The sequence below is a fragment of the Brevundimonas sp. genome (assembly GCF_035627475.1).
Lineage (GTDB): Bacteria > Pseudomonadota > Alphaproteobacteria > Caulobacterales > Caulobacteraceae > Brevundimonas.
In genome coordinates, this window is sequence record NZ_DASPLR010000045.1 from 52,369 (window position 1) to 76,030 (window position 23,662).

General features: G+C 69.7%; 27 protein-coding genes. 9 read left to right on the top strand and 18 right to left on the bottom strand.

Annotation, left to right across the window (positions count from 1 at the left end; translation table 11 throughout):
- Positions 1-4: 4 nt before the first annotated feature.
- Both rlmN and VEA62_RS11835 read right to left on the bottom strand, forming a co-directional pair.
- Positions 5-1,180: a 23S rRNA (adenine(2503)-C(2))-methyltransferase RlmN gene (rlmN, locus tag VEA62_RS11830; RefSeq protein ID WP_324821868.1), complete on the bottom strand. Its 1,176-nt coding sequence runs from the start codon at positions 1,178-1,180 to the stop codon at positions 5-7.
- 512 nt (positions 1,181-1,692) lie between these two features.
- Entirely contained in the window at positions 1,693-2,100 is a 408-nt protein-coding gene (locus tag VEA62_RS11835; RefSeq protein ID WP_324821870.1) for a metallopeptidase family protein, read from the bottom strand.
- A gap of 203 nt (positions 2,101-2,303) precedes the next feature.
- Between VEA62_RS11835 and VEA62_RS11840 the strand changes: the two genes are divergently transcribed.
- The gene (locus VEA62_RS11840; protein ID WP_324821872.1) at positions 2,304-4,631 is read left to right on the top strand and encodes a PAS domain-containing sensor histidine kinase; all 2,328 of its coding nucleotides are present in this window, start codon (positions 2,304-2,306) and stop codon (positions 4,629-4,631) included.
- Positions 4,632-4,808: 177 nt separating this feature from the next.
- Positions 4,809-5,663, top strand: a complete 855-nt coding sequence (locus VEA62_RS11845) for an HAD family hydrolase (RefSeq protein WP_324821874.1) — start codon at positions 4,809-4,811, stop codon at positions 5,661-5,663.
- Between the two features lie 2 nt (positions 5,664-5,665).
- Here VEA62_RS11845 and VEA62_RS11850 read toward each other — a convergent pair whose 3' ends face one another.
- The 7 genes from VEA62_RS11850 to sdhC are packed head-to-tail and all read right to left on the bottom strand — an operon-like array spanning position 5,666 to position 10,589.
- Positions 5,666-5,995, bottom strand: coding sequence for a PilZ domain-containing protein (locus VEA62_RS11850; protein WP_324821876.1), 330 nt, complete (start codon positions 5,993-5,995; stop codon positions 5,666-5,668).
- Entirely contained in the window at positions 5,992-6,792 is an 801-nt protein-coding gene (locus tag VEA62_RS11855) for a kinase (RefSeq protein ID WP_324821878.1), read from the bottom strand. The genes VEA62_RS11850 and VEA62_RS11855 overlap by 4 nt, the downstream gene beginning before the upstream one ends.
- A 7-nt stretch (positions 6,793-6,799) precedes the next feature.
- Positions 6,800-7,120 (bottom strand): 2Fe-2S iron-sulfur cluster-binding protein, encoded by a 321-nt coding sequence (locus VEA62_RS11860; RefSeq protein ID WP_304930971.1) that lies wholly within the window; start codon positions 7,118-7,120, stop codon positions 6,800-6,802.
- A 2-nt stretch (positions 7,121-7,122) separates the two neighbouring features.
- Complete coding sequence (locus VEA62_RS11865; RefSeq protein WP_324821882.1) at positions 7,123-7,923, bottom strand: succinate dehydrogenase iron-sulfur subunit; 801 nt, start codon at positions 7,921-7,923, stop codon at positions 7,123-7,125.
- Entirely contained in the window at positions 7,923-9,707 is a 1,785-nt protein-coding gene (gene sdhA, locus VEA62_RS11870; RefSeq protein WP_324821884.1) for a succinate dehydrogenase flavoprotein subunit, read from the bottom strand. Before sdhA ends, VEA62_RS11865 begins: the two co-directional genes overlap by 1 nt.
- Positions 9,708-9,711: 4 nt before the next feature.
- Positions 9,712-10,119 (bottom strand): succinate dehydrogenase, hydrophobic membrane anchor protein, encoded by a 408-nt coding sequence (gene sdhD / locus VEA62_RS11875; RefSeq protein WP_324821886.1) that lies wholly within the window; start codon positions 10,117-10,119, stop codon positions 9,712-9,714.
- Complete coding sequence (gene sdhC, locus VEA62_RS11880; RefSeq protein WP_324821888.1) at positions 10,116-10,589, bottom strand: succinate dehydrogenase, cytochrome b556 subunit; 474 nt, start codon at positions 10,587-10,589, stop codon at positions 10,116-10,118. The genes sdhD and sdhC overlap by 4 nt, the downstream gene beginning before the upstream one ends.
- Positions 10,590-10,766: 177 nt before the next feature.
- Between sdhC and VEA62_RS11885 the strand changes: the two genes are divergently transcribed.
- Positions 10,767-11,321, top strand: coding sequence for a hypothetical protein (locus VEA62_RS11885; RefSeq protein ID WP_324821890.1), 555 nt, complete (start codon positions 10,767-10,769; stop codon positions 11,319-11,321).
- Here the strand turns inward: VEA62_RS11885 and VEA62_RS11890 are convergent.
- Together VEA62_RS11890 and VEA62_RS11895 are read right to left on the bottom strand one after the other, a co-directional pair.
- Complete coding sequence (locus tag VEA62_RS11890; protein WP_324821892.1) at positions 11,305-11,733, bottom strand: HIT domain-containing protein; 429 nt, start codon at positions 11,731-11,733, stop codon at positions 11,305-11,307. The genes VEA62_RS11885 and VEA62_RS11890 overlap by 17 nt on opposite strands.
- A 46-nt stretch (positions 11,734-11,779) precedes the next feature.
- On the bottom strand, positions 11,780-12,667 hold the full coding sequence (locus VEA62_RS11895) for an SIMPL domain-containing protein (RefSeq protein WP_324821893.1): 888 nt from the start codon (positions 12,665-12,667) through the stop codon (positions 11,780-11,782).
- A 229-nt stretch (positions 12,668-12,896) separates the two neighbouring features.
- Here VEA62_RS11895 and VEA62_RS11900 point away from each other — a divergent pair, with 229 nt between their 5' ends.
- Together VEA62_RS11900 and VEA62_RS11905 are read left to right on the top strand one after the other, a co-directional pair.
- Positions 12,897-13,451 (top strand): peroxiredoxin, encoded by a 555-nt coding sequence (locus VEA62_RS11900; protein WP_324821895.1) that lies wholly within the window; start codon positions 12,897-12,899, stop codon positions 13,449-13,451.
- A gap of 203 nt (positions 13,452-13,654) precedes the next feature.
- Positions 13,655-14,188: a carboxymuconolactone decarboxylase family protein gene (locus VEA62_RS11905; RefSeq protein WP_324821897.1), complete on the top strand. Its 534-nt coding sequence runs from the start codon at positions 13,655-13,657 to the stop codon at positions 14,186-14,188.
- Here the strand turns inward: VEA62_RS11905 and VEA62_RS11910 are convergent.
- Together VEA62_RS11910 and VEA62_RS11915 are read right to left on the bottom strand one after the other, a co-directional pair.
- Positions 14,185-14,745 (bottom strand): hypothetical protein, encoded by a 561-nt coding sequence (locus VEA62_RS11910; protein ID WP_324821899.1) that lies wholly within the window; start codon positions 14,743-14,745, stop codon positions 14,185-14,187. The two genes, VEA62_RS11905 and VEA62_RS11910, sit on opposite strands and share 4 nt — an antisense overlap.
- 48 nt (positions 14,746-14,793) lie before the next feature.
- Positions 14,794-15,645, bottom strand: a complete 852-nt coding sequence (locus VEA62_RS11915) for a glutamate racemase (protein ID WP_324821901.1) — start codon at positions 15,643-15,645, stop codon at positions 14,794-14,796.
- Positions 15,646-15,767: 122 nt separating this feature from the next.
- On the opposite strand from VEA62_RS11915, the gene VEA62_RS11920 reads away from it, so the two are divergent.
- Positions 15,768-17,954 (top strand): M3 family metallopeptidase, encoded by a 2,187-nt coding sequence (locus VEA62_RS11920; RefSeq protein ID WP_324821903.1) that lies wholly within the window; start codon positions 15,768-15,770, stop codon positions 17,952-17,954.
- 141 nt (positions 17,955-18,095) lie between these two features.
- Here VEA62_RS11920 and VEA62_RS11925 read toward each other — a convergent pair whose 3' ends face one another.
- Positions 18,096-18,383 (bottom strand): UrcA family protein, encoded by a 288-nt coding sequence (locus tag VEA62_RS11925; RefSeq protein ID WP_324821905.1) that lies wholly within the window; start codon positions 18,381-18,383, stop codon positions 18,096-18,098.
- A gap of 208 nt (positions 18,384-18,591) precedes the next feature.
- On the opposite strand from VEA62_RS11925, the gene VEA62_RS11930 reads away from it, so the two are divergent.
- Positions 18,592-19,461, top strand: coding sequence for a DUF4440 domain-containing protein (locus VEA62_RS11930; protein WP_324821907.1), 870 nt, complete (start codon positions 18,592-18,594; stop codon positions 19,459-19,461).
- Between the two features lie 19 nt (positions 19,462-19,480).
- Positions 19,481-20,782, top strand: a complete 1,302-nt coding sequence (gene hslU / locus VEA62_RS11935) for an ATP-dependent protease ATPase subunit HslU (RefSeq protein WP_324821909.1) — start codon at positions 19,481-19,483, stop codon at positions 20,780-20,782.
- 6 nt (positions 20,783-20,788) lie between these two features.
- Here the strand turns inward: hslU and VEA62_RS11940 are convergent, their stop codons facing one another.
- The gene (locus tag VEA62_RS11940) at positions 20,789-21,010 is read right to left on the bottom strand and encodes a hypothetical protein (RefSeq protein WP_324821911.1); all 222 of its coding nucleotides are present in this window, start codon (positions 21,008-21,010) and stop codon (positions 20,789-20,791) included.
- 164 nt (positions 21,011-21,174) lie between these two features.
- Between VEA62_RS11940 and mmcB the strand changes: the two genes are divergently transcribed.
- Complete coding sequence (gene mmcB / locus VEA62_RS11945) at positions 21,175-21,618, top strand: DNA repair putative endonuclease MmcB (protein ID WP_414641898.1); 444 nt, start codon at positions 21,175-21,177, stop codon at positions 21,616-21,618.
- Here mmcB and VEA62_RS11950 read toward each other — a convergent pair.
- The 3 genes from VEA62_RS11950 to VEA62_RS11960 are packed head-to-tail and all read right to left on the bottom strand — an operon-like array spanning position 21,603 to position 23,657.
- Entirely contained in the window at positions 21,603-22,079 is a 477-nt protein-coding gene (locus tag VEA62_RS11950) for a hypothetical protein (protein WP_324821914.1), read from the bottom strand. The two genes, mmcB and VEA62_RS11950, sit on opposite strands and share 16 nt — an antisense overlap.
- A 60-nt stretch (positions 22,080-22,139) precedes the next feature.
- Entirely contained in the window at positions 22,140-23,102 is a 963-nt protein-coding gene (locus VEA62_RS11955; RefSeq protein ID WP_324821916.1) for a magnesium transporter CorA family protein, read from the bottom strand.
- 30 nt (positions 23,103-23,132) lie between these two features.
- Entirely contained in the window at positions 23,133-23,657 is a 525-nt protein-coding gene (locus VEA62_RS11960) for a CHAP domain-containing protein (protein ID WP_324821918.1), read from the bottom strand.
- Between the last annotated feature and the right edge of the window lie 5 nt (positions 23,658-23,662).

The following is a 23,662-nucleotide window of genomic DNA, read 5'->3' on the forward strand; positions in this document are numbered from 1 at the left end:
CCGCTCAGGCGGCTTCGACCGTTCCGGCGGCGGCGGCCTGTCCGGCGCGGCGGAGGCTGGCGCGGATCTTCTCGCTCTCGGACTTGAGCTGGCCGCAGGCGGCGAGGATGTCGCGGCCGCGCGGGGTGCGGATCGGCGAGGCGTAGCCTGCCTTGTTGAGGATGGCGGCGAACCGCTCGATGGTCTTCCAGTCCGAGCATTCGTAGTCCGTGCCGGGCCACGGGTTGAACGGGATCAGGTTGATCTTGGCCGGGATGCCCTTGATCAGCGACAGCAGGGCGCGGGCCTCTTCGGGGCTGTCGTTGACGCCCTTGAGCATGACGTATTCGAAGGTCACGCGGCGGGCGTTGGACAGGCCGGGATAGGCGCGGATCGCCGCCATCAGCTGATCGAGATCGTACTTCTTGTTCAGCGGGACCAGCACGTCGCGCAGGGCGTCGTTGGTGGCGTGCAGGCTGATCGCCAGCATGGCCTGGGTGCGGGTTCCGAGCGCGTCCAGCTGCGGCACCACGCCCGAGGTCGAGACGGTGATCCGGCGGCGCGACAGGGCGATGCCCTCGTTGTCCGAGATGATGTCGATGGCGTTGGCGACATGGTCCAGATTGTAGAGCGGCTCGCCCATGCCCATGAAGACGATGTTCGACAGGCGGCGATCCTCCTTGGGCGAGGGCCATTCGCCGAGATCGTCGCGGGCGACCTGGACCTGGGCCACGATCTCGGCGGCGGTCAGGTTGCGGACCAGCTTCTGGGTGCCGGTGTGGCAGAAGGTGCAGTTCAGGGTGCAGCCGACCTGGGACGAGACGCACAGCGCCCCGGCGCGGCCGACGTCGGGGATGTAGACGGTCTCGATCTCGATGCCCGGGGCGGTGCGGATCAGCCATTTGCGGGTGCCGTCCTTCGACACCTGGCGCTCGACGATCTCGGGCCGGGCCAGGGTGAAGGCCTCGGCGAGCTTCGCCTGCACCTCCTTGCCGATATTGGTCATCAGCGAGAAGTCAGTGACGCCGTAGTGGTGGATCCAGCTCCACACCTGGGAGGCGCGCATCTTCGCCTTCTCGGGCGGGCAGATCCCGGCGTCGATCAGCGCCTGACGCAGTTCACCGCGCGTCAGACCGGACAGGTTGACGGGCGCCGTGGAGACGGCCGCTGACGTGCGCGAAAGGTCGAGCGTGAGGCTCAAGGCTGCATCCTTGGGTGGCGGGAGGCGCGGCTTATACCACAGATCGGGCTGGTTTTAAGGCGGGGCGAGCGACCGGAGCGCCGACGAAAAAACGGGGGGCGGAGTCGGCAAAGTCGGCAGTGAGAAACAGGGGGGGCGGAGTCGGCAGAGTCTACATTTCGAATGACGAGCGCCTGTGGCGGCGGTCGGGGATTTGATTGTCAAAGATCGCGGCACGGCAGAGGGCCCATTATGCGCCGGCCGTCTCCCCAGGCGGGTTCGTGACGCTGGGGTCGGAACGTTGTGTCAGGAATACAGCCGGTTGACTGTTGAAAGTGTGATGGCTGGCGGCGGATTTGCAGCGCAGCAATTCTACTTCCTTCTCCCCGCCGGGGGAGAAGGTGGGCGGCGAAGCCGCTCGGATGAGGGGGATGTTCGAGGGAAGCTGGCAGGCGGTCTGTCCGGAGCCGAATACCCCTCATCCGCCCCTCCGGGGCACCTTCTCCCCAAGGGGAGAAGGATCCGCAGCTCGCTCAATCCGCCCCGTCCTCGATGTGGTGGATCTGGTCGTCGTCGAGGCCGAAATGGTGGCCGATCTCGTGGATCAGGACGTGGGCGATGATCTCGTCGAGGCCGACGTCGCCGCGTTCGCACCATTCGTCGAGGATCGGCCGGCGGTAGAGGAAGATGCGCGAGGCCTCCGGGGCCGGGCCGAGGCCCTCGCGGCGGCCGATGTCGACGCCGTGGTAGAGGCCGGTCAGCTCGAACGGATCCTCCATCTCCATCATCGCCAGGGTCTCGTCGTCGGCGAAGTCGTCGACGCGGATGACCACGTCTCCGGCCAGCGAGCGGAACGGCTCGGGCAGGCCGTCGAACGCCTCGCGCGCCAGCCGGGCGAAGTCGTCGAGGGAGGGGGCGGGTTGGGTGGTCCAGGTGGTCATGGCCGCCACCGTAGAGGCAACAGGCAGCAGGCAACAGGCAGCAGGTGACGTCCGGCGCAGCCAGGCGCTGGCTGGGCCGCCCTGTCCTGCTGCCTGTTGCCTGTTGCCTGCTGCCTGTTGCCTGCTGCCTGCAGCCTGATCCCTCGACCCCCGCCCCCCATCAGGTATGGTTACCGAATCAGGGCGGGAGCTGAACGATCACGATGGCGGAAGCCGACATCGCCTATGTCGCGACCGCGGGCGCCGCGGGGCTGGCGCTGGCGCTCAGCGCCTGGGCGGCGCGGCTGCGCGGGCGGCTGGCCGAGCGGGCCCGGAGCGCCGAGGCGGAACTGGCGGCGGCGCGGGCCGCCCTGGCCGACCGCGACGGGGCGCTGGCGGCGTTCGAGGACGCGCGGCTGGCCCTGACCCCCGACAGCCAGACCCGGCGGCTGGGCGCCCAGGCGGCGTGGGACGCCATCACCCGCGAACTGGCCGGCGGCAAGGCATGGCCCGAGGTCGATCCCGCGCTGGTGGTGCTGGACGCCGTTCGGGCGGCCGCGGGGCCGCGCCTGGACGCGCTGATCGATCAGGGGGAGCCGTTCGACGCGGTGCTGGACGGGGCCGGCGGGGCCTGGGCGGTCGAGGGCCGTTCGTCGGCCGGCGCGGCCTGGCTGAGACTGTCGCGGCTGGGGCTGGTCGGAACGGCGGCGGAGAGCGGCCTGGGACTGCTGGCCGACGCCTATCCGGCTCCGACCTGGATCACCGACGCGGCCGGGCGGCTGGCCTGGGCCAACAAGGCGTGGCTGGCCGAGATGAAGGCCGACAGCATCGAAGCCGCCCGCGAGAAGGGGCTGAGTTTCGATCGCGGGGCGGACGCCATCGTCGCGGAGGCGGGCCGGCTGCACCAGCGCCAGGAGGGCTTCCGCTGGACCACCGGCGGCGGGCGGCGGCGGGCGTGGCGTATCGTGGCCGAGCCGGCGCCCGGCGGGGCCGGGGCGGTGCTGGCCTTCGCCCTGGACATGACCGAGGCGGAGGAGACGCGCGACACCCTGCGCCGTCACGTCGAGGCCCATGACGAGACGCTGAACCACCTCGCCGACGCCGTGGCCATCTTCGGCCCGTCGAAGCGGCTGGCCTTCCACAACACCGCCTTCCAGCAGCTGTTCAACATCGATCCCGCCTGGCTGGACGAGCGGCCGACCCACGCCGAGCTGCTGGACCGGCTGCGCCAGCGCCGCCTGCTGCCCGAGGTGATCGACTACGCCGGCTGGAAGGCCAATGAGCTGGACTTCTACGGCGCCGCCGAGGCCGCGCCCGACGACAGCTGGTCCCTGCCCGACGGCCGGACGCTGCGGGTGGTGCGCCAGCCGCACCCGCTGGGCGGGGTGCTGCTGCTGTTCTCGGACATCACCGACGAGCTGAAACTGCGCAGCCGGTTCAACGCCCAGATCCAGGTGCAGAAGGCGACGCTGGACAAGCTGAACGACGCCGTGGCGGTGTTCGGCTCGGACGGCCGCATCCGCCTGCACAACGAGGCCTTCGACACCTTCTGGGGCGTCAGCGGCGAGGCGCTGGACGCCGCCGGCGACTTCGATGCGGTGGCCGCCCTGTGCCAGTCGACCATGCCCGACCCGGCGCTGTGGCTGGGGCTGAAGGCGCGGGTGGCCGATCCCGATCCGGAAAGCCGGGTGCCGATCTCGGGCGAAGGCCGGACGGCGGACGGGCGCATCGCCTCGTGGCAGACCCGGCCCCTGCCCGACGGCGCGACCCTGGTGGCCTTTTCCGACATCACGGCGCGGCGGGGACTGGAACAGGCGCTGGCGGCCAAGGCCCAGGCGCTGGAGGAGTCGACGGCGCTGAAGCGCGAGTTCGTCGGCAGCGTCAGCTACGAGCTGCGCACGCCGCTGACCACCATCGTCGGCTATTCCGAACTGCTGGAGACACAGGCGGACCTGCCCGAGCGCAGCCGCCAGCACGCCGGGGCGATCCGCGTCGCCGCCAGCCAGCTGGCCGGGTCGATCGACGACGTGCTGGACATGGCCCAGATCGACGCGGGCGAGATGGAGCTGACGCTGGGCGACGTCCGCGTCTGCGACCTGCTGGACGAGGCCGCGGCCAGGGTGCGCGAACGGATCGAGGGCCGGGGCGCGACACTGACCGTGACCTGCCCGGCGGCGCTGAAGCCGATCCGGGCCGACGCCCAGAGGGTCGGACAGGCGCTGGAGTATCTGCTCGACAACGCCGCCCGCGCCGTGTCCGAGGGCGGGGCCGTGACCCTGACTGCCGAGGCCGCGCCGGCCGAGGTGCGCATCCGGGTCCAGGACACCGGGCGGGGCATTCCCTACCATCTGCAGGCCCATGTGTTCGACCGCTTCGTCAAGCGCGAGCGGGGCGGACCGGGCGTCGGCCTGGCCCTGGTCAAGGCGCTGGTCGAACTGCACGGCGGCTGGGCCGAGGTGGAGAGCGAGCCCGGCAAGGGGGCGGCCTTCATCCTGCACCTGCCGCTGGAGGCGACGAGCGCGGCGGCGGCGCCGGAGTTGAGGCTGGGCTAGCTCTCCATCCCGCTCATCCCGGCGAAAGCCGGGACCCAGTGCTTTGGAAGATAACGCTTCGCCAGCAAGCCCCGGTCGGCCGTCCCGTTGCACAGGCGTCAAGCTGGACAGAACTGGGTCCCGGCTTTCGCCGGGATGAGCGGAAGACTATGCAGGGACAGTTCCGCAGGATTCCCCATGGCCAAGCCGCTGAAAACCGCCCTGATCTACGACTTCGACGGCACCCTGGCGCGGGGCAATATGCAGGAGGTCACCTTCATCCCGTCGGTGGGGATGGGGGTCGGCGACTTCTGGGGAGCGGCGGACAAGCTGACCCGCGAGGCGGATGGCGACAACATCCTGATGTACATGCAGCTGATGCTGCAGCGGGCGCGGGAGAACGACCACCCGATCACCCGCAAGCTGCTGGCCGAACACGGCGAGGACGTGAAGCTGTTCGACGGGCTGAGGTCCGACCTGACGGGCCGGGGCTGGTTCGACCGGATCAACGAGGTCGGCGCGAAATACGGACTGGAGATCGAGCACTACATCATCTCGGCGGGCCTTGAGGAGATGATCGACGGCTGCCCGATCCGGCCCGAGTTCCGGCACGTGTTCGCGTCGAAATTCGTCTACGACGAGCACGGGGTGGCGATCTGGCCGGCGGTCGGCGTCAACTACACGACCAAGACCCAGTACCTGTTCCGCATCAACAAGGGCGTGCTGAACCACTGGGAGCACGAGAAGATCAACCGCTTCATGGCCGACGACGACCGGCCGGTGCCGTTCGAGCGGATGATCTTCCTCGGCGACGGCGACACCGACGTGCCGACCATGAAGATGATGCACACCAAGGGCGGCTTCTCGATCGCCGTCTACGACCCGCGCAACTCCGAGCGCGACCAGCAGAAGATCTATGGCCTGATCTCGGAGGACCGGGTCAATTTCGTCGCCGCCGCCGACTATCGCGAAGGCTCGGCCCTGGACCTGATCGTCAAGGGGCTGATCGGGCGGATCGCCATCACCGCCGGAACGATGCCGGACGGCGTGTGATCTCAGCGGCCGCCGGCGCGCAGGAAGGCGGCGCGGGCGGCGGCGAGGCGGGACGGCACCAGCCCCCGCAGCGAGGCGGCGGCGCCGGCGCGCCTGATCCCGGCCTCCATGCCCTTGCGCCAGACCACCTCGGCCTCGACGGCGGTGGCCTGAATCATGTCGATCAGCAGGATGCGGTTCGGCAGGGCGAGGTTGCGGTCCAGCCGCAGGCGGACGCCGGAGTTCGACTGGTCGACGATCAGGCAGGGCAGTTCGAGGCCGGGCGAGACGATGAGGCCGCGCGCATTGGCGGGCGAGCGGGGCTCCAGCCTGCGGTCGTCGGGGCGGCTCATCGCGCGACCGATAGCGGCTGACGGTTTCGATCCAGTTGCACGGTGACGCTCGCCCTGACGCCGCCGTTCAGCATGCGGCGGGTGATGCGCTCGAAATACTGGATGAAGCCGGCGAGTCGGCGGCGCTCCGCCTGCGGCAGATCGTCCGGGGCGAGGCCGAGCAGGTCGGCTTCCTGCTGGCAGCGCCAGTCGAGGACGACGTCGAAGCCGGGGGCCTGCAGGAACAGGACGGAGTCGAAGCGGGCGGCGAAGCCGGCGTAGGGGCCGGAGACGAAGCTGTTGACCGCGCGGCGCCAGCGGCCGTCGGGGTCGTGCTCGCGCTCGAGGGCGTTGACCGGTCCGGCGAGGGCGGACTCGTCCTCCGGCAGGGCGGCGAGGCACCAGGCGTCGATCAGTATGGCCGAGGGGCGACCGGTGAAGCGGCGCCAGCGGTCGGCCGGCCAGCGGTCGTCGCCGCGCTTGTCGAAGTCCGGGATGGCCGTTTCGTCGTCGGGGCCGGCGCTCGAGAGGCGGTCGATCAGGCGCTGGAGCAGGGACAGATCGTGCGTGCCGGGCGGGCCGCGGTGGACGAACAGCGGATGCACCTCGCGGGCCATGGCCTCGCGCCCGGCCCGGGTCAGGTAGACGTCGTCGATGGAGATCTGGGCCGCGCCGAAGCGGGCGGCGGCTTCGCGGGCGAGGGTGGTCTTGCCGGAGCCCTGGGCCCCGACGACGGCGATCAGCGGCGGGCGGTCCTTCGGTCCGGCATCGATCAGCTCGCCGACGAGGTCGACCAGATCCGGGTGCGCGCGGCCCACGGCCGGGTCAGTGCTGGGATTCGGGCAGGCGGACGATCAGGCCGTCGAGATCGTCGCTGACGCGGATCTGGCAGGACAGGCGGCTGTTCGGCTGAACGTTCTCGGCGAAGTCCAGCATCGACTCCTCCATGGCCGAGGCGCGGCCGGTCTCGGCGGCGAAGGCCTCGTCGACATAGACATGGCAGGTGGCGCAGGCGCAGGCGCCGCCGCAGTCGGCGTCGATGCCGGGCACATTGTTGCGGATCGCCCCCTCCATGACGGAGAGACCGTTCTTGACCTCCACGACGTGCTCGCGGCCGTCGTGCTCGATGTAGGTGATCTTCGCCAAGATCAGGCGGCCCCGGTCTTCTTGCGGCCGGGCGAGACCATCAGCTTCTTGGTCTCGGCGATGGCCTTGGCGGGGTTCAGACCCTTCGGACAGACCTGGGCGCAGTTCATGATGGTGTGGCAGCGGTAGAGCTTGAACGGGTCCTCGAGGTCGTCGAGCCGCTTGTCGGTGGCGTCGTCGCGGCTGTCGGCGATCCAGCGGTAGGACTGCAGCAGGGCGGCGGGGCCGAGGTATTCGGTCTGGTTCCACCAGTAGCTCGGGCAGGAGGTCGAGCAGCAGGCGCACAGGATGCACTCGTACAGGCCGTCCAGTTTGGCGCGCTCTTCCGGCGTCTGCAGCCGCTCGGTCTCGGGGTCCGGCTCGTCGGACTGGAGGTAGGGCTGGATGGAGTCGTACTGGGCGTAGAACAGGGTCAGGTCGGTGACCAGGTCCTTGACCACCGGCTGGTGCGGCAGGGGGGCGATCGAGATGGTCGAGGAGGAGCACTCCTCCCAGCCCTTGGTGCAGGCCAGGGTGTTGCGCCCGTCGATGTTCATCGAGCACGAGCCGCAGATGCCTTCGCGGCACGAGCGCCGGAAGGTCAGGGTCGGGTCGATCTGGTTCTTGATGTGGATCAGGGCGTCCAGCAGCATCGGGCCGTGGTCGTCGGCCGAGACCTCATAGACGTCCCAGCGCGGGTCGGCGTCGACCTCGGGGTCGTAGCGGTAGACCTTGTAGGTCTTGACGTTCCTGGCGCCGGCCGGGGCCTTGTGGACCTTGCCGGTGGTGGGCTTCGAGCCCTTGGGGAGGGTAAGCTGGACCATTAGTACACCCGCGCCTTGGGCTCGATGTAATCGATGTCCTTCGACATCGTGTAGTTGTGCACCGGCCGGTAGTCGATCTTCACCGCGTCGCCGGGGACCTTCCAGGCGAGGGTGTGCTTCATCCAGTTGACGTCGTCGCGGTCCGGATAGTCCTCGCGGGCATGGGCGCCGCGCGACTCGGTGCGGTTCAGGGCCCCCTCGATGGTGACCAGGGCCTGGTCGATCAGGTTGTCGTATTCGAGGGTCTCGACCAGGTCGGTGTTCCAGATCAGGCCGCGGTCGGTGGTGCGGATGTCGGCGCCGGCGGCGTGGATGGCGCGCAGCTTGGCCACCCCCTCCTCCAGCGTCTTGCCGGTGCGGAACACGGCGGCGTCGGACTGCATGGCGCGCTGCATCTCGACCCGCAGCTTCGCCGTCGGGGTCGAGCCGTTCGCATGACGGAAGCGGTCGAGGCGGGCGAGGTGGGCGTCGGTGGCCGAGGCGGGGGCGGACGGCACGGCCGAGGCCTTGTCCACCACCTCGCCGCAGCGCAGGCCGGCGGCGCGGCCGAACACCACCAGATCGGTCAGGGAGTTGGAGCCGAGGCGGTTGGCCCCGTGCACCGAGACGCAGGCCGCCTCGCCCACCGCCATCAGGCCCGGCACCACGGCGTCGGCATTGTCGCCGACCTTGGTCAGGACCTCGCCGTGATAGTTCGTGGGGATGCCGCCCATGTTGTAGTGGACCGTCGGCAGGACCGGGATCGGCTGTTTGGTGACGTCGACGCCGGCGAAGATCTTCGCGCTCTCGGAGATGCCCGGCAGGCGCTCGTGCAGGATCTTCGGATCGAGGTGGTCGAGGTGCAGGTGGATGTGGTCCTTGTTCGGGCCCACGCCGCGGCCTTCGCGGATCTCGATGGTCATGGAGCGCGAGACCATGTCGCGCGGAGCCAGGTCCTTCACGGTCGGCGCATAGCGCTCCATGAAGCGCTCGCCCTCGGAATTGGTCAGATAGCCGCCCTCGCCGCGGGCGCCCTCGGTGATCAGGCAGCCGGCGCCGTAGATGCCGGTCGGGTGGAACTGGACGAACTCCATGTCCTGCAGCGGCAGGCCCGCGCGCAGCACCATGGCGTTGCCGTCCCCGGTGCAGGTGTGGGCCGAGGTGGCGGAGAAATAGGCGCGGCCGTATCCGCCGGTCGCGAGGATGACCATCTTGGCGCGGAAGCGGTGCAGCTGACCGGTGTCGAGCTGGAGCGCCGTCAGCCCCGTGCAGGCGCCGTCCTGCATGATCAGGTCGAGGGCGAAATATTCGACGAAGAACTTCACTTCCCGCCGCACCGACTGGCCGTACAGGGTGTGCAGGATGGCGTGGCCGGTGCGGTCGGCGGCGGCGCAGGTGCGCTGCACCGGGCCCTCGCCGAAATTGCGGGTCATGCCGCCGAAGGCGCGCTGGTAGATCTTGCCCTCGTCGGTGCGGCTGAAGGGCACGCCCCAGTGCTCGAGCTCATAGACGGCCTTGGGCGCGTTGCGGACCAGGTATTCGATGGCGTCCTGGTCGCCGAGCCAGTCCGACCCCTTGACGGTGTCGTACATGTGCCACTGCCAGGAATCCTCGCCCATGTTGCCGAGCGAGGCGGAGATGCCGCCCTGGGCCGCCACCGTGTGGGAGCGGGTCGGGAAGACCTTGGTGACGCAGGCGACCTTCAGCCCCTGCTGGGCGGCGCCGAGGGCCGCGCGCAGGCCGGAGCCGCCCGCGCCGACGACGACGACGTCGTATTCATGATCGACGAATTCGTAAGCAGCCACGCGATCAGGCTCCGAAACCAGCCGGCAGCGGGGCCGAACCCAGCGCCAGCCGCACGATGAAGAAGACGCCCGCGGCGGCGAGGACGACGCACAGCAGGCCGATCAGGCCGACGAGCGTGTTCCGCGACACGGGCTTGTGGATGTAGTCGTCGACGATGACCTTCAGGCCCATGTTCATGTGCCAGACGCTGACCAGCAGGGTCACGGCCAGCAGGGTCGCGTTGACGGGGGAGCGGAACCAGGCCAGCGCCCCCTCGTAGCCGGCGCCGGACAGGGTCCAGCCGCTCCACAGGCCCCAGAGGGTGAGCGGGACGAGGATCAGCGACGACAGCCGCTCCTGCATCCACTCGCCGGCGCCGTGGCGCTCGGAGACCTTCACGCCCTTGATGTAGCTCTTGGTCCCGAGGCTCAAAGCGACACCCTCCCGGTCATGAACAGTCCGGCCCAGAAGACGACCGAGACGACGACGCCGAACACGATCGAACCCGTGGCGAGGGCGTTGGCGGACTTCGGCGTCAGGCCCTCCCCGGCGTCCCAGATCAGGTGCCGCACGCCCGCGGCGAGGTGATAGGCGAGGCACAGGGTCAGGCCGAACCAGACCAGCAGACCCAGCGGCGAACCCATCCAGCCGGTGAAGGTCGCATAGGCCTCGGGCCCGAAGGCGAGGGCCAGCAGCCACAGCGCCACCAGGACGGCGCCGCCGGACAGGGCGCCGCCGGTGATCCGGTGCAGGATGGAGCCCAGCATGGTGACGTGCCAGCGCCAGACCTGCAGGTGGGGCGAGAGAGGTCGGACGCGGCCGTTGGGCTGACGCACGAAGCGGCCGGACTGGTCGTCCGTCGGGTCGTTGGAAGAGTCGCCCGGCAAGGGGGAGGTCGACATATGCGAATGGTTCTCAGAAACCTGAGCGAAATCAGCCGCTCGAAATCGGTGATCAGGCTTTAGTCCAGCCGCGCGGCGGGGGTCAAATGAGTGGCGCCGTCGGGACCCCACGATCACGAATTCGCCCCTCCTGCGCGCCGCTTTGCCAGACCGGCGCGAACCCGGCACAGTGGCGCCATGTCCGGGATCGTTCTCGTCGCCCTCGCCGGCCTGCTGGTTCAGCAGGCCGCGCCGCCCCCGTCGACGCTGCAGGCGTATTTCGAGCCGGTGGTCCGTCCCTTCGAGCCGGAGGACGATTTCGGCCGCGACCTGCCGCAAGGCGACGGCGTCGCCGCCCGCCTGGCCCGGCCCCTGACGGCGCCGGTCACGGTCGACGCCTATGACGGGACCTACGAACTTCCTGCGACCCAGCTCGAGATCGCCTATCAGGCCGGAGTCGCCTCGGCCGAGGCGCGCGCCGACCAGTCCGCCGGCCCCCTCGACGGGGTATGGCGCGTCCAGGACGCGGCGGGACAGACCCTCTACGAGATCGCGCTGCTGGATTCCGGCGCCGGACCTGCCGAGGGCGGCTGGCGCGGCGCGGGCGACTCAGGCGCGGCGGTGGCTGACGGGCAGTCGCTGACGCTGGAGGGCGCCGGCGTCATCGCGCTGGAACGCACCAGAACCGGCTGGCGCGGCCAGATGACGCGGGCGGGGAGAACCGTGACGGTAACGCTCAGCCGGCCTGACTGAGCCGGATTCGCGACGCCGCCGCCTGCAGGGCCTGGGCGCCGTAGGGCGCCGCCGGACCGCGCCCCCACACCGGATCAGGCCACAGGCCGTCGTCGTGGCGGCGCCCGACCACATGCAGGTGCAACTGGGCCGTGACATTGCCCAGCGCCGCCACATTGAGCTTCTGCACCGGGCGCAGGGCCGCCTCGCCGAGCATTCGGACCACATCGCCGGCGCGGACGATCTCGTCCATCAGCAAGGTTCGCTCGGGCCCGGTCAGATCCTCGATCTCGTGCAGGCCGGCGCGGCGCGGGATCAGGATCAGCCACGGAAAGCGGGCGTCATCCTGCAGCCGCACCTGGCACAGCGGCCAGTCGCAGACCACGACCGAGCCGGGATCGAAGGCGGGGTCGGCTTTGAAGCGGGGCGTCATCCCCCTCGGTCGCGCGGCTGGCGCGCCGCGTCAACCGGAGCCGCGCCTAGTTCAGCGCATAGACCACGCAGGCGCGGTCGGTCAGTTCGCGCAGCGGCGGCTGGAGGGCGAGGCGGGCGGATTCGATCTGGGCCTCGGTCGGGGCGGCGGCTCCCTGGGCCCTGACAGGAGCCGGCGGCGGCGGCGGCGGGACGAAGGCGGCCTCGTCGAATCCGACGTCTGTGGCGAGGCCGCCGGAGCCATAGGAAGGCCAGCCGGCCAGCACGTCGGTCTCGCAGGCGCGGCCGGTCGGATCGATGACCTTGACCCGGCCCAAGGTCGCCCCGGCGTTGGCGGCGGCTGCACGGGCCCGCGCCGCTGCGTCCTTGACGGCCTCGCCCTGGAGCCAGGTCTTCACGGCGTTGTCCGGCTCGAGATTGAACCCGACCTGACCGATCGAGGTCGGCTGCGAGGCCACCACGGTGGCGTAAACCCGCTCCAGCACCCGGGTGTCACGGACGGTGACGCTGATCGTGGCGTCGGCCTGGTAGCGCTCGATCTGGTCGGCGCGGGCGTTTTCGCGAATGACGCCGTTCTCGTCGCGATACTGGTCGTAGAGGGGCCGGGTCGACACCGTGGTCTCGACGCGAACCGCATCGACGCCGTAGGCGGCGAGGGCCTGGCTGAGGGCGCGGACCTGGTCGGCGGCCTTGCGCGACGCGTCGGGGGCGGTGCGATCGACCGACTGGAAGCTGGCGGTGAAGCCGGCGCGGTTAGCGGCGACCTGGGTGCGAACCTCGCCGATCGAGGCGATCACCGGCTCGCGCATCCACCAAGGGGCGGGGACGTAGCGCTCGCCGATGGTGGCGGGAGGGGTCTGGGCGATGGCGATGGTCGGCACGGCGGTCGGGGTCGCGACGGCGGCGACGAGGGCGGCGGCGATCAGGCGATTCATGAGAGCGCTCCTTGTTCAACTTCACCGTGCCCGACCGCCCTGTGCCGGTAAAGCCATCGGGCCGTCATCGTCAGGCCTCGTCAGCCTATGGCGACAATAGGTAAAATCTATCGAAGAAACCGGACTGCAATCATTGACATTGTGCAGCGCAAACTCCAATTCGCGGCTGCGGCGCCGCTCCCCCGGCGCTCCGGACTTTCCAAACCAGAAACCATCAGGAGAACAGCGCATGCTGGGCGTCGGTCAAAAACTGCCGGAATTCAAGATCACGGGCGTGAAGCCGGGCTTCAACAGCCATGAGGAAAACGGCGTCTCGGCCTTCGAGCCGATCACCCAGGACAGCTTCGAGGGCAAGTGGAAGGTGATCTTCTTCTACCCGAAGGACTTCACCTTCGTGTGCCCGACCGAGATCGCCGAATTCGCCTCGCTGGCGCGCGATTTCGAGGACCGCGACACGGTGGTCCTGGGCGGCTCGACCGACAACGAGTTCGTCAAGCTGGCCTGGCGGCGTGACCACGCCGACCTGAACAAGCTGCCGATCTGGCAGTTCGCCGACAACGGCGGCAAGTTCGCCCGTGCGCTGGGCGTGCTCGACGAGGCCGAGGGCGTCGCCCTGCGCGCCACCTTCGTGGTCGACCCGTACAACGTCGTGCAGCACGTCTATGTGACCAACCTGAACGTCGGCCGCGCGCCGGCGGACACGCTTCGCGTCGTGGACGCGCTGCAGACCGACGAACTGTGCGCCTGCAACCGCCCGGTGGGCGGCGAGACGCTCGCTGCGTAAAGGCGGCTGATCGAGTAGTGAAGGGCGGCGGTGTTCGCGTCGCCGCCTTTTCGCTGCTCGCTTGTTTTTGGGCGCTATGCTCGGCTCGCGGAGCCTCGCGACTTGAGCGCGGTCGCGCCTGTAACCCCACACGCCTCATGCGGCTGAAGCAGCGAGCGACCGCGTCGCGAGCGGCAGCCGCTTCCCGAAGGGAACCCCACACAATGTCCATCGACGCCCTGCGCGACCTGATTCCCGCCTACGCCAAGGACATCTCCCTGAACCTCGGCTCCCTGGCCTCGGAGACGGTTCTGAACGACCAGCAGAAATGGGGCTGTTTCCTCGCCTCGGCCCACGCCGTCGGGGTGGCTCCGGTGGTGCGCGCCATCGAGGCCCAGGCCGCGGCCGTGCTGTCGCCCGAGGCGCTCAACGCGGCGAAGTCGGCGGCCGCCATCATGGGCATGAACAACATCTACTACCGCTCGCTGCACCTGATGAAGAACAACGAGTACACGACCATCCCGGCGCGGCTGCGGATGAACGTCATCGCCAATCCGGGCGTGGAGAAGATGGACTTCGAACTGTGGTCGACGGCGGTCAGCGCCATCAACGGCTGCGGCGCCTGCCTCGACGCCCACGAGGGCGAGCTGCGCAAGCACGGCGTGCCGGCGACCCAGGTCCAGGCGGCGCTGCGTATCGGCGCCGTCGTCCACGCCGCCAGCCGGATCGTGGCCTCGGAGACGGCGCTGGCGGGCTAGCCAGCCACCGGCGGAGGGGCCGGCGTCGCCTTCCCGCCGAGGTGTTCGACGAGCCGGGCGAACTGCCCGGCCATCACATGATCGACGGGGTCGGCGAACCGCGCCGCCTCTTCGCCCCTCACCACATAGACCATGCGGACCATGGATCCGCCGTCCGCCTGGGGGATCGCCTCGAGGGTCAGGATGGCCTCGGTGGTCAGGCCCTGCAGCGGCCCGAAGGCGCCCTGCAGCCTGACGATCCGACTCGGTCCGCGCGGCCACGCCATGATCACCCGGCCGTGCTCGACGCCATCGGGGCCTGAGCGTTCGCAGAAGCAGCCGCCGGGTTCGAGCGACAGGCTCAGGTTGTCGCTGTCGCCGGTGTAGGTGTGGAGAGGATCCCACCACGCCGGCATGTCTCCGAACGCCCTGTAGGCTTCGTCCGCCGACACCGGCATGAAGACTTCGTGGACGCTGTTGAAGCCCTCGTCCGTCCGGCGGGTGATTTCCGCGGCGACCGTGGTCGCAAGGGACATCGTTCCGATCAGGACGGCCGCCTGTAGTGAGTGGCGCCTCATGGTGTTCCTCCCGCCGGCATCCGGACGTATCGCCCGGACGGCGTCAAGTCAGGCCGCCGCGAAGCTCAGCGGCGCACCCCAGAACCGGGCGACGAGGTCGGACTGCGGACCCGGCTTGCCGGTGGTCAGGAAGTCGCGGCGACCGGAGCCGCCCAGCGCATACTCAGGATGGCGCTGGAAATAGCGGTCCAGCGCATCGGCCACCGCCGTCGGCTGGTGGATCACCGGCGTGCCCTCGGGCAGGGCGGCGGCGAACAGGTCGGCGACGATCTCATAGTGGGTGCAGCCGAGGATGGCCTTGTCGGGATGGCGGCCGATGCGGCGGCGCAGGGCGTCGACGTGATCGTTGACCACCACCGTCAGCTCCTCGGCCGGGGCGCCCAGTTCGATCAGGCCGGCGAGGCCGGGGCAGGGCTCGGAGAAGACGGCCAGATCCTCGCGCCGCTTGTCGATCTCGATCTCGTAGACCCGGCTCATGGCGGTGGCGGCGGTGCAGAAGACGCCGGTGACCTCCAGGGCCTCGATCTTGTCGCCGAGGCGCTCTGCCTCATAGGTCCAGGGCAGGCCGGTGGCCGCCTCGATGGTCGGCACGATGATGCCCAGCACATTGACAGGGCGGCCGTGGCGGGCGCGGGCCTCGGGCACCCAGGTCTGCTGCAGGCGGCGCAGGGCGATGGCGCTGGCGGTGTTGCAGGCCAGGACGATGATATTGGCGCCGGCCTCGAACAGCCGCTCGCAGCCGGCCCGGGTCAGGTCGACGATCTCCTCGCCGCCGCGCCCGCCGTAGGGGGCGTTGGCCTGGTCGGCCAGGTAGACGAAGTCCCGGTCGGGAAACCGCCGCGTCAGTTCGCGGTGGACCGTGAGCCCGCCCACGCCGGAGTCGAATACGCCTATCGCCATGCGCGGGTGTTAGCGGCGCGGCCCTTTGTCGTCCATGTCCAAGATTACGGGCCGTTCAGGTGACAGTCAGCGTGCGGAAGGCCTAGGTTGCGCCAACCATCTGAACCGCCGGAGGCCTGTCCATGCATCGACGCCAACTTCTCATCGCCGGAGGGGGCCTGTTCGCCCTGTCGGCCTGCGCCTCGAACGGCATCGACCTCGGCGGCGCCTCGCCCGCCGGCCTGGCGGAAGACGCCCGCATCGGCCGCGCCGTGCTGCCGGCGCAGACGCCGCGCGCCGAGCTGCTGCAGCCGTGGACCGGGCCGTACGAGGGGGTGCCGCCGTGGGACAAGGTCACCGCGCCCAAACTGCGCGAGGCCCTGCTGGAAGGCATCGAGCTGCAGCGCGCCGAGATCGAGGCCATCGCCAACAATCCGGAACCGCCGACCTTCGCCAACACCATGGTTCCCTACCAGATGGCCGGCGAGCCGCTGGACCGCGCGTCCAGCCTGTTCGGGGTGATGACGCAGAACATCGGCTCGGACGACTACCAGGCCGTCGACACCGAGGTGTCGCCCCTGCTGTCGGCCGCCGGTGACGAGATCATCTTCAACGAGAAGCTGTTCGCCCGCATCAAGGCCGTGGCCGACGGCGCGGCCGCGGCGGGCCTGACGGCCGAACAGACCCGGGTGGCGGAGCGCACCCGCGACGCCTTCGTGCGCAACGGCGCCGCCCTCGACGCCGCCGGCAAGGCCGAGCTGGGCCGGATCAACACCGCCCTGTCCAACGCCTTCACCAGCTTCGGCCAGAAGGTCGTCGCCGACGAGAACACCTTCACCCACATCCCGAACGAGGCCGGCGTGGCCGGCCTGCCGGCGTCGAACAAGGCCGCGGCCGCCGCCGCCGCCCGCAGCCGCAATCTGACCGGCTATGCGATCGTCAACACCCGCTCCAGCGTCGACCCCTTCCTGTCCTTCGGCGACGACCGGGGCCTGCGCGAGACGGTCTGGCGCAAATTCGTCAACCGCGGCGACAACGGCGACGCCAACGACACCAACGCCATCATCGCCGAGATCGTGAAGCTGCGCGCCGAGCGCGCCCGGCTGCTGGGCTTCGCCAACCACGCCGAATGGCGGATGCAGGACACGATGGCGAAGACGCCGGCGGCGGCGATGGACCTGATGAACCGGGTCTGGGCGCCGGCCAAGGCCCGGGTGGCGGAAGAGGTGGCGGACATGCGCGCCATCGCCGGCGCCGAAGTCGGAGAGTCTGGTATCGAGCCGTGGGACTATCTGTACTACGCCGAGAAGGTCCGGAAGCAGAAGTACGACCTCGATCAGAACGAGCTGAAGCCGTATTTCGAGCTGAGCAACGTCAAGCGCGGCGCCTTCTACATGGCGGGGCGGCTGTACGGCTACGAGTTCACGCCGCTGCCGAAGGGAACGGTTCCCGTCTTCAATCCCGACGTCGAGGTGTTCGAGGTCACGAACAAGGCCGACGGAAGCCATGTCGGCCTGTTCTACTCCGACGACTTCGCCCGTGCGGGCAAGCGCTCGGGCGCGTGGATGACCACCTACCGGTCCTACTCCACCTATGACGGCGTCAAGAACGTGCTGGCGTCGAACAACAACAACTTCATCAAGGCCGAGGGCGGCGAGCCGATCCTGATCTCGCTGGACGACGCCGAGACCCTGTTCCACGAGTTCGGCCACGCCCTGCACTACCTGTCCTACAAGGTCACCTATCCGGCGCTGGGCGGCACGCCGCGCGACTATGTCGAGTATCCCTCGCAGGTGCATGAACACTGGGTGCTGAGCCGGCCGATCCTCGACGGCTTCATGAAGCATGTGGAGACGGGCCAGCCGATGCCGCAGGCGCTGGTCGACAAGGTCGAGGCCGCCGCCACCTTCAACCAAGGCTATGCGACGGTCAGCTATCTGTCGTCCGCTCTCGTCGACATGGACCTGCACACCCGGGCGACGCCGCCGACCGACATCGACGCCTTCGAGCGCGAGAGTCTGGAGCGCTACGGCATGCCGAAGGAGATCGTGATGCGGCACCGCCTGCCGCAGTTCAATCACCTGTTCACCTCGGACGCCTATTCGGCCGGCTATTACAGCTACCTGTGGTCCGAGGTCATGGACGCCGACACCTGGGCCTATTTCGAGGAGTCGGGCGACGTCTTCAATCCGGACATCGCGGCCCGCTACAAGGCCATCATCCTGTCCGAGGGCAACACCACCGACCGCGGCGAGGCCTACCGCCGCTTCCGCGGCCGCGATCCGGACGTGACCGCCCTGCTGAAGGTGCGGGGTTTCCCGACGTCTTAGTGGCCCTATCGCCCTTCGGGCTGCTTGAGGGCGCCGCTTCGTGGCCCTGTCGCCCTTCGGGCTGCGTGAGGGCGCCGCGCGGAGCGCGGGTGAAAGCGGGAAGGCCCGGCGGAGCAATCCGCCGGGCCTTTTCCGTGCCGGTCAGGCGACCAGCGGGACGCGGCTGAGGGCGTAGTCGACCTGGGCGGCGCCGGGCAGCCGGCTGACGGCCTCGTCGCGCACGGCGGTGTGGCAGGCGGCGCGGCCGCCGATCATCGGCACGCTGCGGCACATCTTGCGGGCCGCGACGCGGACCCGGGCGTCGAAGGCGTCCGCCCCGGCGGCGGTGGACAGGTCCAGGTCGCCCCAGGCGATGCGGGTTTCCTGGGCAGAGGCGGAACCAGCGGCAGCCAGGGTCAGGACGGCGGCGAGAGAAGCGAGAGTTTTCATGGCGATCTCCTGTGGAGAGCTGCGTCGCTCCTTGGCGGCGACGATGCGGGAGATACGGCCACGCTGTTGCGGCCTGATGTGGATTTCGCGGCGGAATAGCGACGCTGGGTGAATTCGCGGCAAACTTATCGGCGATCAGGCGCCTGTCGCCGATTTAACGGGACAGGGGCGCGGCGGGGGGGAATCAATGGCGATGGAGGATTCCGCCATGCATTTCGCCCCCCTCGCCTCTCTCGTCCTGCTGATGGCCGCGACGGCCGCCTCGGCGCAGGTCCCGGACGCGGCCCCGGTGGTCGCCGCCGAGCGGGCCTTCGCCGCCGACGCGCCGTCGATGGGAATCGCCGGCAGTTTCAACAAATGGTCGGTTCCAGAGGCCATCGTGATCGGTGGCGGACAGGCGCGGAGGATCGGCGAGGCCTATCCGGACGGGCCCCGGCCCGCCGACGAGCCGCTGCTGGAGTGGTGGCCGAATTTCGCGGGGATCGCCCGGTCCGGCGACCTCGGCTTCACCACCGGAGGCGTGGCGCTGAACGGCCGGCGCACGGGCCACTATTTCACCATCTGGAAGCGCCAGCCCGACGGCTCGTGGAAATGGGTCTACGACGGCGGCTCGGGGGCCAGTGCGGCGGATGTGCCGGGGCCGGACAGCGAGCCGGTGATCCTGCCGACATCCTCCGCCGGATCCGCGTCGCCCGAGGCCGCCATGGCCGAAGTGCGGGCCGCCGAGGCCCGTCTCGCGGAGCGCGCCGCCAGCGATCAGAAGCTGGCGCATCTGGCCGAACTGGCGGTGGACGGACGCGTGTATGTGGCCCCGCGCCCGCCCGCGATCGGTGCGCGGGCCGCGATGGAGGCGCTGGACGGCTGGCCGGAGACGTTCCGGTTCGGCCCCGCGGAGGGCGGGGGCGCCTCGGACGCCGGGGATCTGGCCTGGACCTACGGCCCGGCGGCCTGGACGAAGGACGATACGGAGCGGCGCGGCCACTATGTCAGGCTGTGGCAGAAGCGGGAGCGTGGCTGGGTGCTGATCCTGGCCCAACTGATCCCGGCCCCTCCGCCAACCCCTCCCGCCGGGGGCTGAGCCGCCCTATCTCCCTTCCATGACCGACCTCTCTCCCCGCGAAATCGTATCCGAACTCGACCGCTTCATCGTCGGCCAGGACGACGCCAAGCGCGCCGTGGCCGTGGCGCTGAGGAACCGCTGGCGGCGCAAGCGCGTGCCCGAGGACCTGCGCGACGAGGTCACGCCCAAGAACATCCTGATGATCGGCCCCACCGGGGTAGGCAAGACCGAGATCGCCCGCCGTCTTGCGAAGCTGGCCGGCTCGCCCTTCCTCAAGGTCGAGGCGACCAAATTCACCGAGGTCGGCTATGTGGGACGCGACGTCGACCAGATCATGCGCGACCTCGTCGAGGCGGCGCTGGTCATGGTGCGTGACAAGCGGCGCACAGGGGTGAAGGCCCGGGCCGAGGCCGCCGCTGAGGAGCGTATCCTCGACGCCCTGGTCGGGCCGGGGTCGCAGCCCGCCACCCGCGAGAGCTTCCGCAAGAAGCTGCGGGCCGGGGAACTGGACGACAAGGAGGTCGAGCTGTCGCTGGCCGACACCGCCTCGCCGATGCAGGGGCTGGATCTGCCGGGCGGTGGCGGCATCGGCATGATCAATCTGTCCGAGATGCTGGGCAAGCTGGGCGGCGGGCGTACGAAAACGGTCAAGCTGCCAGTGCGCGACGCGGTCGGGCCGCTGGTCACCGAGGAGAGCGACAAGCTGCTGGATCAGGAGAGCCTGACCCGCGAGGCCCTGCTGCTGGCCGAGAACGAGGGCATCGTCTTCCTCGACGAGATCGACAAGGTGGCGGCGCGCCAGGGCGCCTCGGGCGCCGACGTCAGCCGCGAGGGGGTGCAGCGCGACCTGCTGCCGCTGATCGAGGGCACCACGGTCTCGACGAAATACGGGCCGGTGAAATCCGACCACGTGCTGTTCATCGCCTCGGGCGCCTTCCATGTGGCCAAGCCGTCCGACCTGCTGCCGGAACTGCAGGGACGGCTGCCGATCCGGGTCGAGCTCAAGGCTCTGACCCGCGACGACTTCGTGCGCATCCTGACCGAGCCCGAGGCCAATCTGATCCGCCAGAACCAGGCCCTGCTGGCCACGGAAGATGTCACGTTGACCTTCACCGACGACGCCATCGCGGCCCTGGCCGACGCGGCGGTGGCGGCCAACGCCACGGTCGAGAACATCGGCGCGCGGCGGCTGCAGACGGTGCTGGAGCGGGTGCTGGAGGAAACCTCCTTCAAGGCCTCGGACCTAGCCGGCCAGACCATCGCCTTCGACGCCGATCAGGTGCGGGAGAAGGTCGCCGACCTCGCCCGCGATGCGGACCTGAGCCGGTTCATCCTCTAGGGCGGCTCAGTCTTCCCGCGCCGCCGCCATCGCTGGCGAGGCGGCGATCTGTTCCGGCAGGGCCTCGACCGTGGCCATGGCCGCCCGGGCGTCCCGGCGGGTGACGTCCGCGCGGAAGACATAGAGGCTCAGAACCGCGACGAGGGTGCAGATCAGGACGTTGATCAGCCACAGGCCCCGGGCGTCTCCATGGTTTCGCCGTGCGCCAGGATCGTCTTCAACCCGCATGTTTCGCGCCTCGCCGAACCCTGATCTCTGATTCATAGGCCCGCCCGGCGAGAGCGCTGCGCGGCGGCTCACCCGCTGTGGACAGCTTGACCGTAGGCGCGTGAGAGCCGGCCCGGTTGAAAACGGAACACAAACGGAACATACAGGAGGCCGTGTCCGCCCTCCTGTCCATCGACCTGGTCTTCAGCCGGCCCGCGACGACGCTGTCGGTCACCCGGGGCGCCGCGCGGCTGATGGCGGACATGGGCTATGCGCCCCTGCTCGAGGTCGGTCTGCCCAATGGCCGGCGCGCCGACGTCATGGCGCTGGGGCCGCGCGGCGAGATCGCCATCTGCGAGGTCAAGTCGGGGCTGGAGGACTTCCGCGTCGACCGGAAATGGGGCGAGTACCGGCCGTACTGCGACCTGTTCTATTTCGCCGTGGCGCCGGAGTTTCCGTCGGACATCCTGCCGGACGAGCCGGGGCTGATCGTGGCCGACGGCTTCGGCGGGGCGGTGGTGCGCGACGCGGTTTCGATCCCGCTGGCTCCCGCGCGGCGCAAGGCCCTGACCATCGCCTTCGCCCGGCTGGGCGCGCTCAGGACGCTGCGGGATCAGGCGGCGGGCTGAGGCGCATCGACGACGCGGCCGCTCTCGCCGGTCGACATGATGGCGGACACCGTGGCGGCGCAGCCCGTCAGCGTCTCCTCGCCGATCCGGACCATGGCCGTCAGCGGGTAGGTCCGGTCGCTCATGCCGTCGCTGCAGTCGGTGGCCGTCAGGGTGACCTTGAGGGGATTGCCCGCACCGGTGGTGGACTCCCAGCTGGCCATGGTGCCCTGCACGACGGGCGGGTTCTGCGGCGCGCGCTGCTCGGGCCGGTCGACTCCGGAGTAGACCATTTCCGAACCGTTCAGCTCCACGGACCAGAACGGCTCGTTGCCACCCACGCGCAGCGGCTTCGTCAGGTCGACGCCTGCCAGGACCGGCGCGGGCGCCGGCGCGGGATCGGGCTGCTTCGGCGCCTCGGCCGGCTGCGAGCAGGCGGACAGGGTCAGGATGGCGGCGGCGGTCAGGGCGAGGGCGCGCATCGGGTGTCTCCGGGTTGGAGGCCATGGAGCGCAGCGGACCGGTCGCGGTCAAGCGTCGCGCTACAGCCAGCCCTTCTTCTTGAACCACGCCAAAGGCATCAGGGCGGAAATCACCATGGCCACCAGAGCGGCCGGATAGCCCCAGGCCTGGGGCAGCTCCGGCATGTGGTCGAAATTCATCCCGTAGATCGAGGCGATCAGGGTCGGCGGCAGGAAGGCGACGGCCGCCACCGAGAAGATCTTGATGATCGACGACTGCTCGATGTTGATCAGCCCGAGCGCCGCCGACAGCTGGAAATTGATCGAGGCCGCCACGGCCTGGTTGTGGGCGATCAGGCTCTGGGCGTCGCGGGTCAGGGAGCCGAGGTGCTCGCGGGTGTCGGGCTGCTGTTCGATCCGGTCGTCGAGGGCGACGAAGGCGAAGATGCGGGCCAGCCCCGCCAGGCTCTGCTCGATGCGCGCATTGGCGATGTGGGCGCGGCCCAGTCTGGTGATCAGCTTCTCGAAGCCGACCGTCTTGCGGCCGCTGAAGACCTGGCCCGACACCGCCTCCACGGTGGCGGCGTTGGCCGCCAGGACGTCGGAGGCGCGGTCGATGATCGCCTCCATCAGGTGCAGGAACAGGTCCGCGCCCGTGCCGCACAGCGCCGGATCGCGGTCCAGCTTTTCCAGCAGCAGGGTGAAGGGCCTGGGATCGACGTAGCGGATCGTGACCAGCGGCCCTTCGGTCAGCACGAAAGTCACCGGATCGAGGCCGGGCATGTCGGCCTCGCCGTGATGCAGGATGTCGGCGGTGACATAGGTGGCGCCGCTCTCGCGATAGAGCCGGCTGGAGGCCTCCAGCTCGGCCATCTCCTCGCGGGTCGGGACGGACAGGCCCAGCGCCCGCTCGACGGCGCGGTCTTCTTCCGGTGTCGGGCCGACCAGGTCGATCCAGACGGCGCCGGGGGGCAGGGTCCAGGCCGAGGCGTCGCCCGCATGGGGGTCGCAGGTCCGGGCGCCGGAGCGGTAGACGCGGATCAAGGGCGGACCCTCCGGGCGAGGGTCAGGGGGTCAGGGCTGGCCGTTGGCGCCCGGAGCCGAGGCCATGAGCAGGCCGTCGGAGGGCTGGGCCGGGGCTTTGTAGATGAAGCCCCAGGTCGGATAGACGGTCGTGCCCAGATCATTGATCGGGTTGTACCACACCTTGACCGCGCTCCAGTCGTTGCCGCCCGAGACGTCGACGACGGTGACGTTCTCCTCGACCTTGCCGCGGCTGCCGCCCCAGTTGGCGTGGGTGACGCGGATGACCCGGTCGGTCAGGACTTCCGAGACGACGGCGACGTGGCCGCGGCTCATCCGGCCGCTCGGCTGGAAGGCGAGCACAGAGCCGGTGCGCGGGCGCTGGCCGGTCTGGAAACGGTCCTGGGCCTGCGACCACCAGGTGTGGGCGTCGCCGAAGATGTCGATGCCCGAGAACATGCGGGCGAAGGTCACGCACTGCCAGTACGGCTCGCCGGCCTTCGCGACCGGAGCCGTTCCGGCCAGTGCGAAAAGTCCGAGGGTCGCCGCAACCGCGGCGGCTGTGAGCCGTTTCATCATGC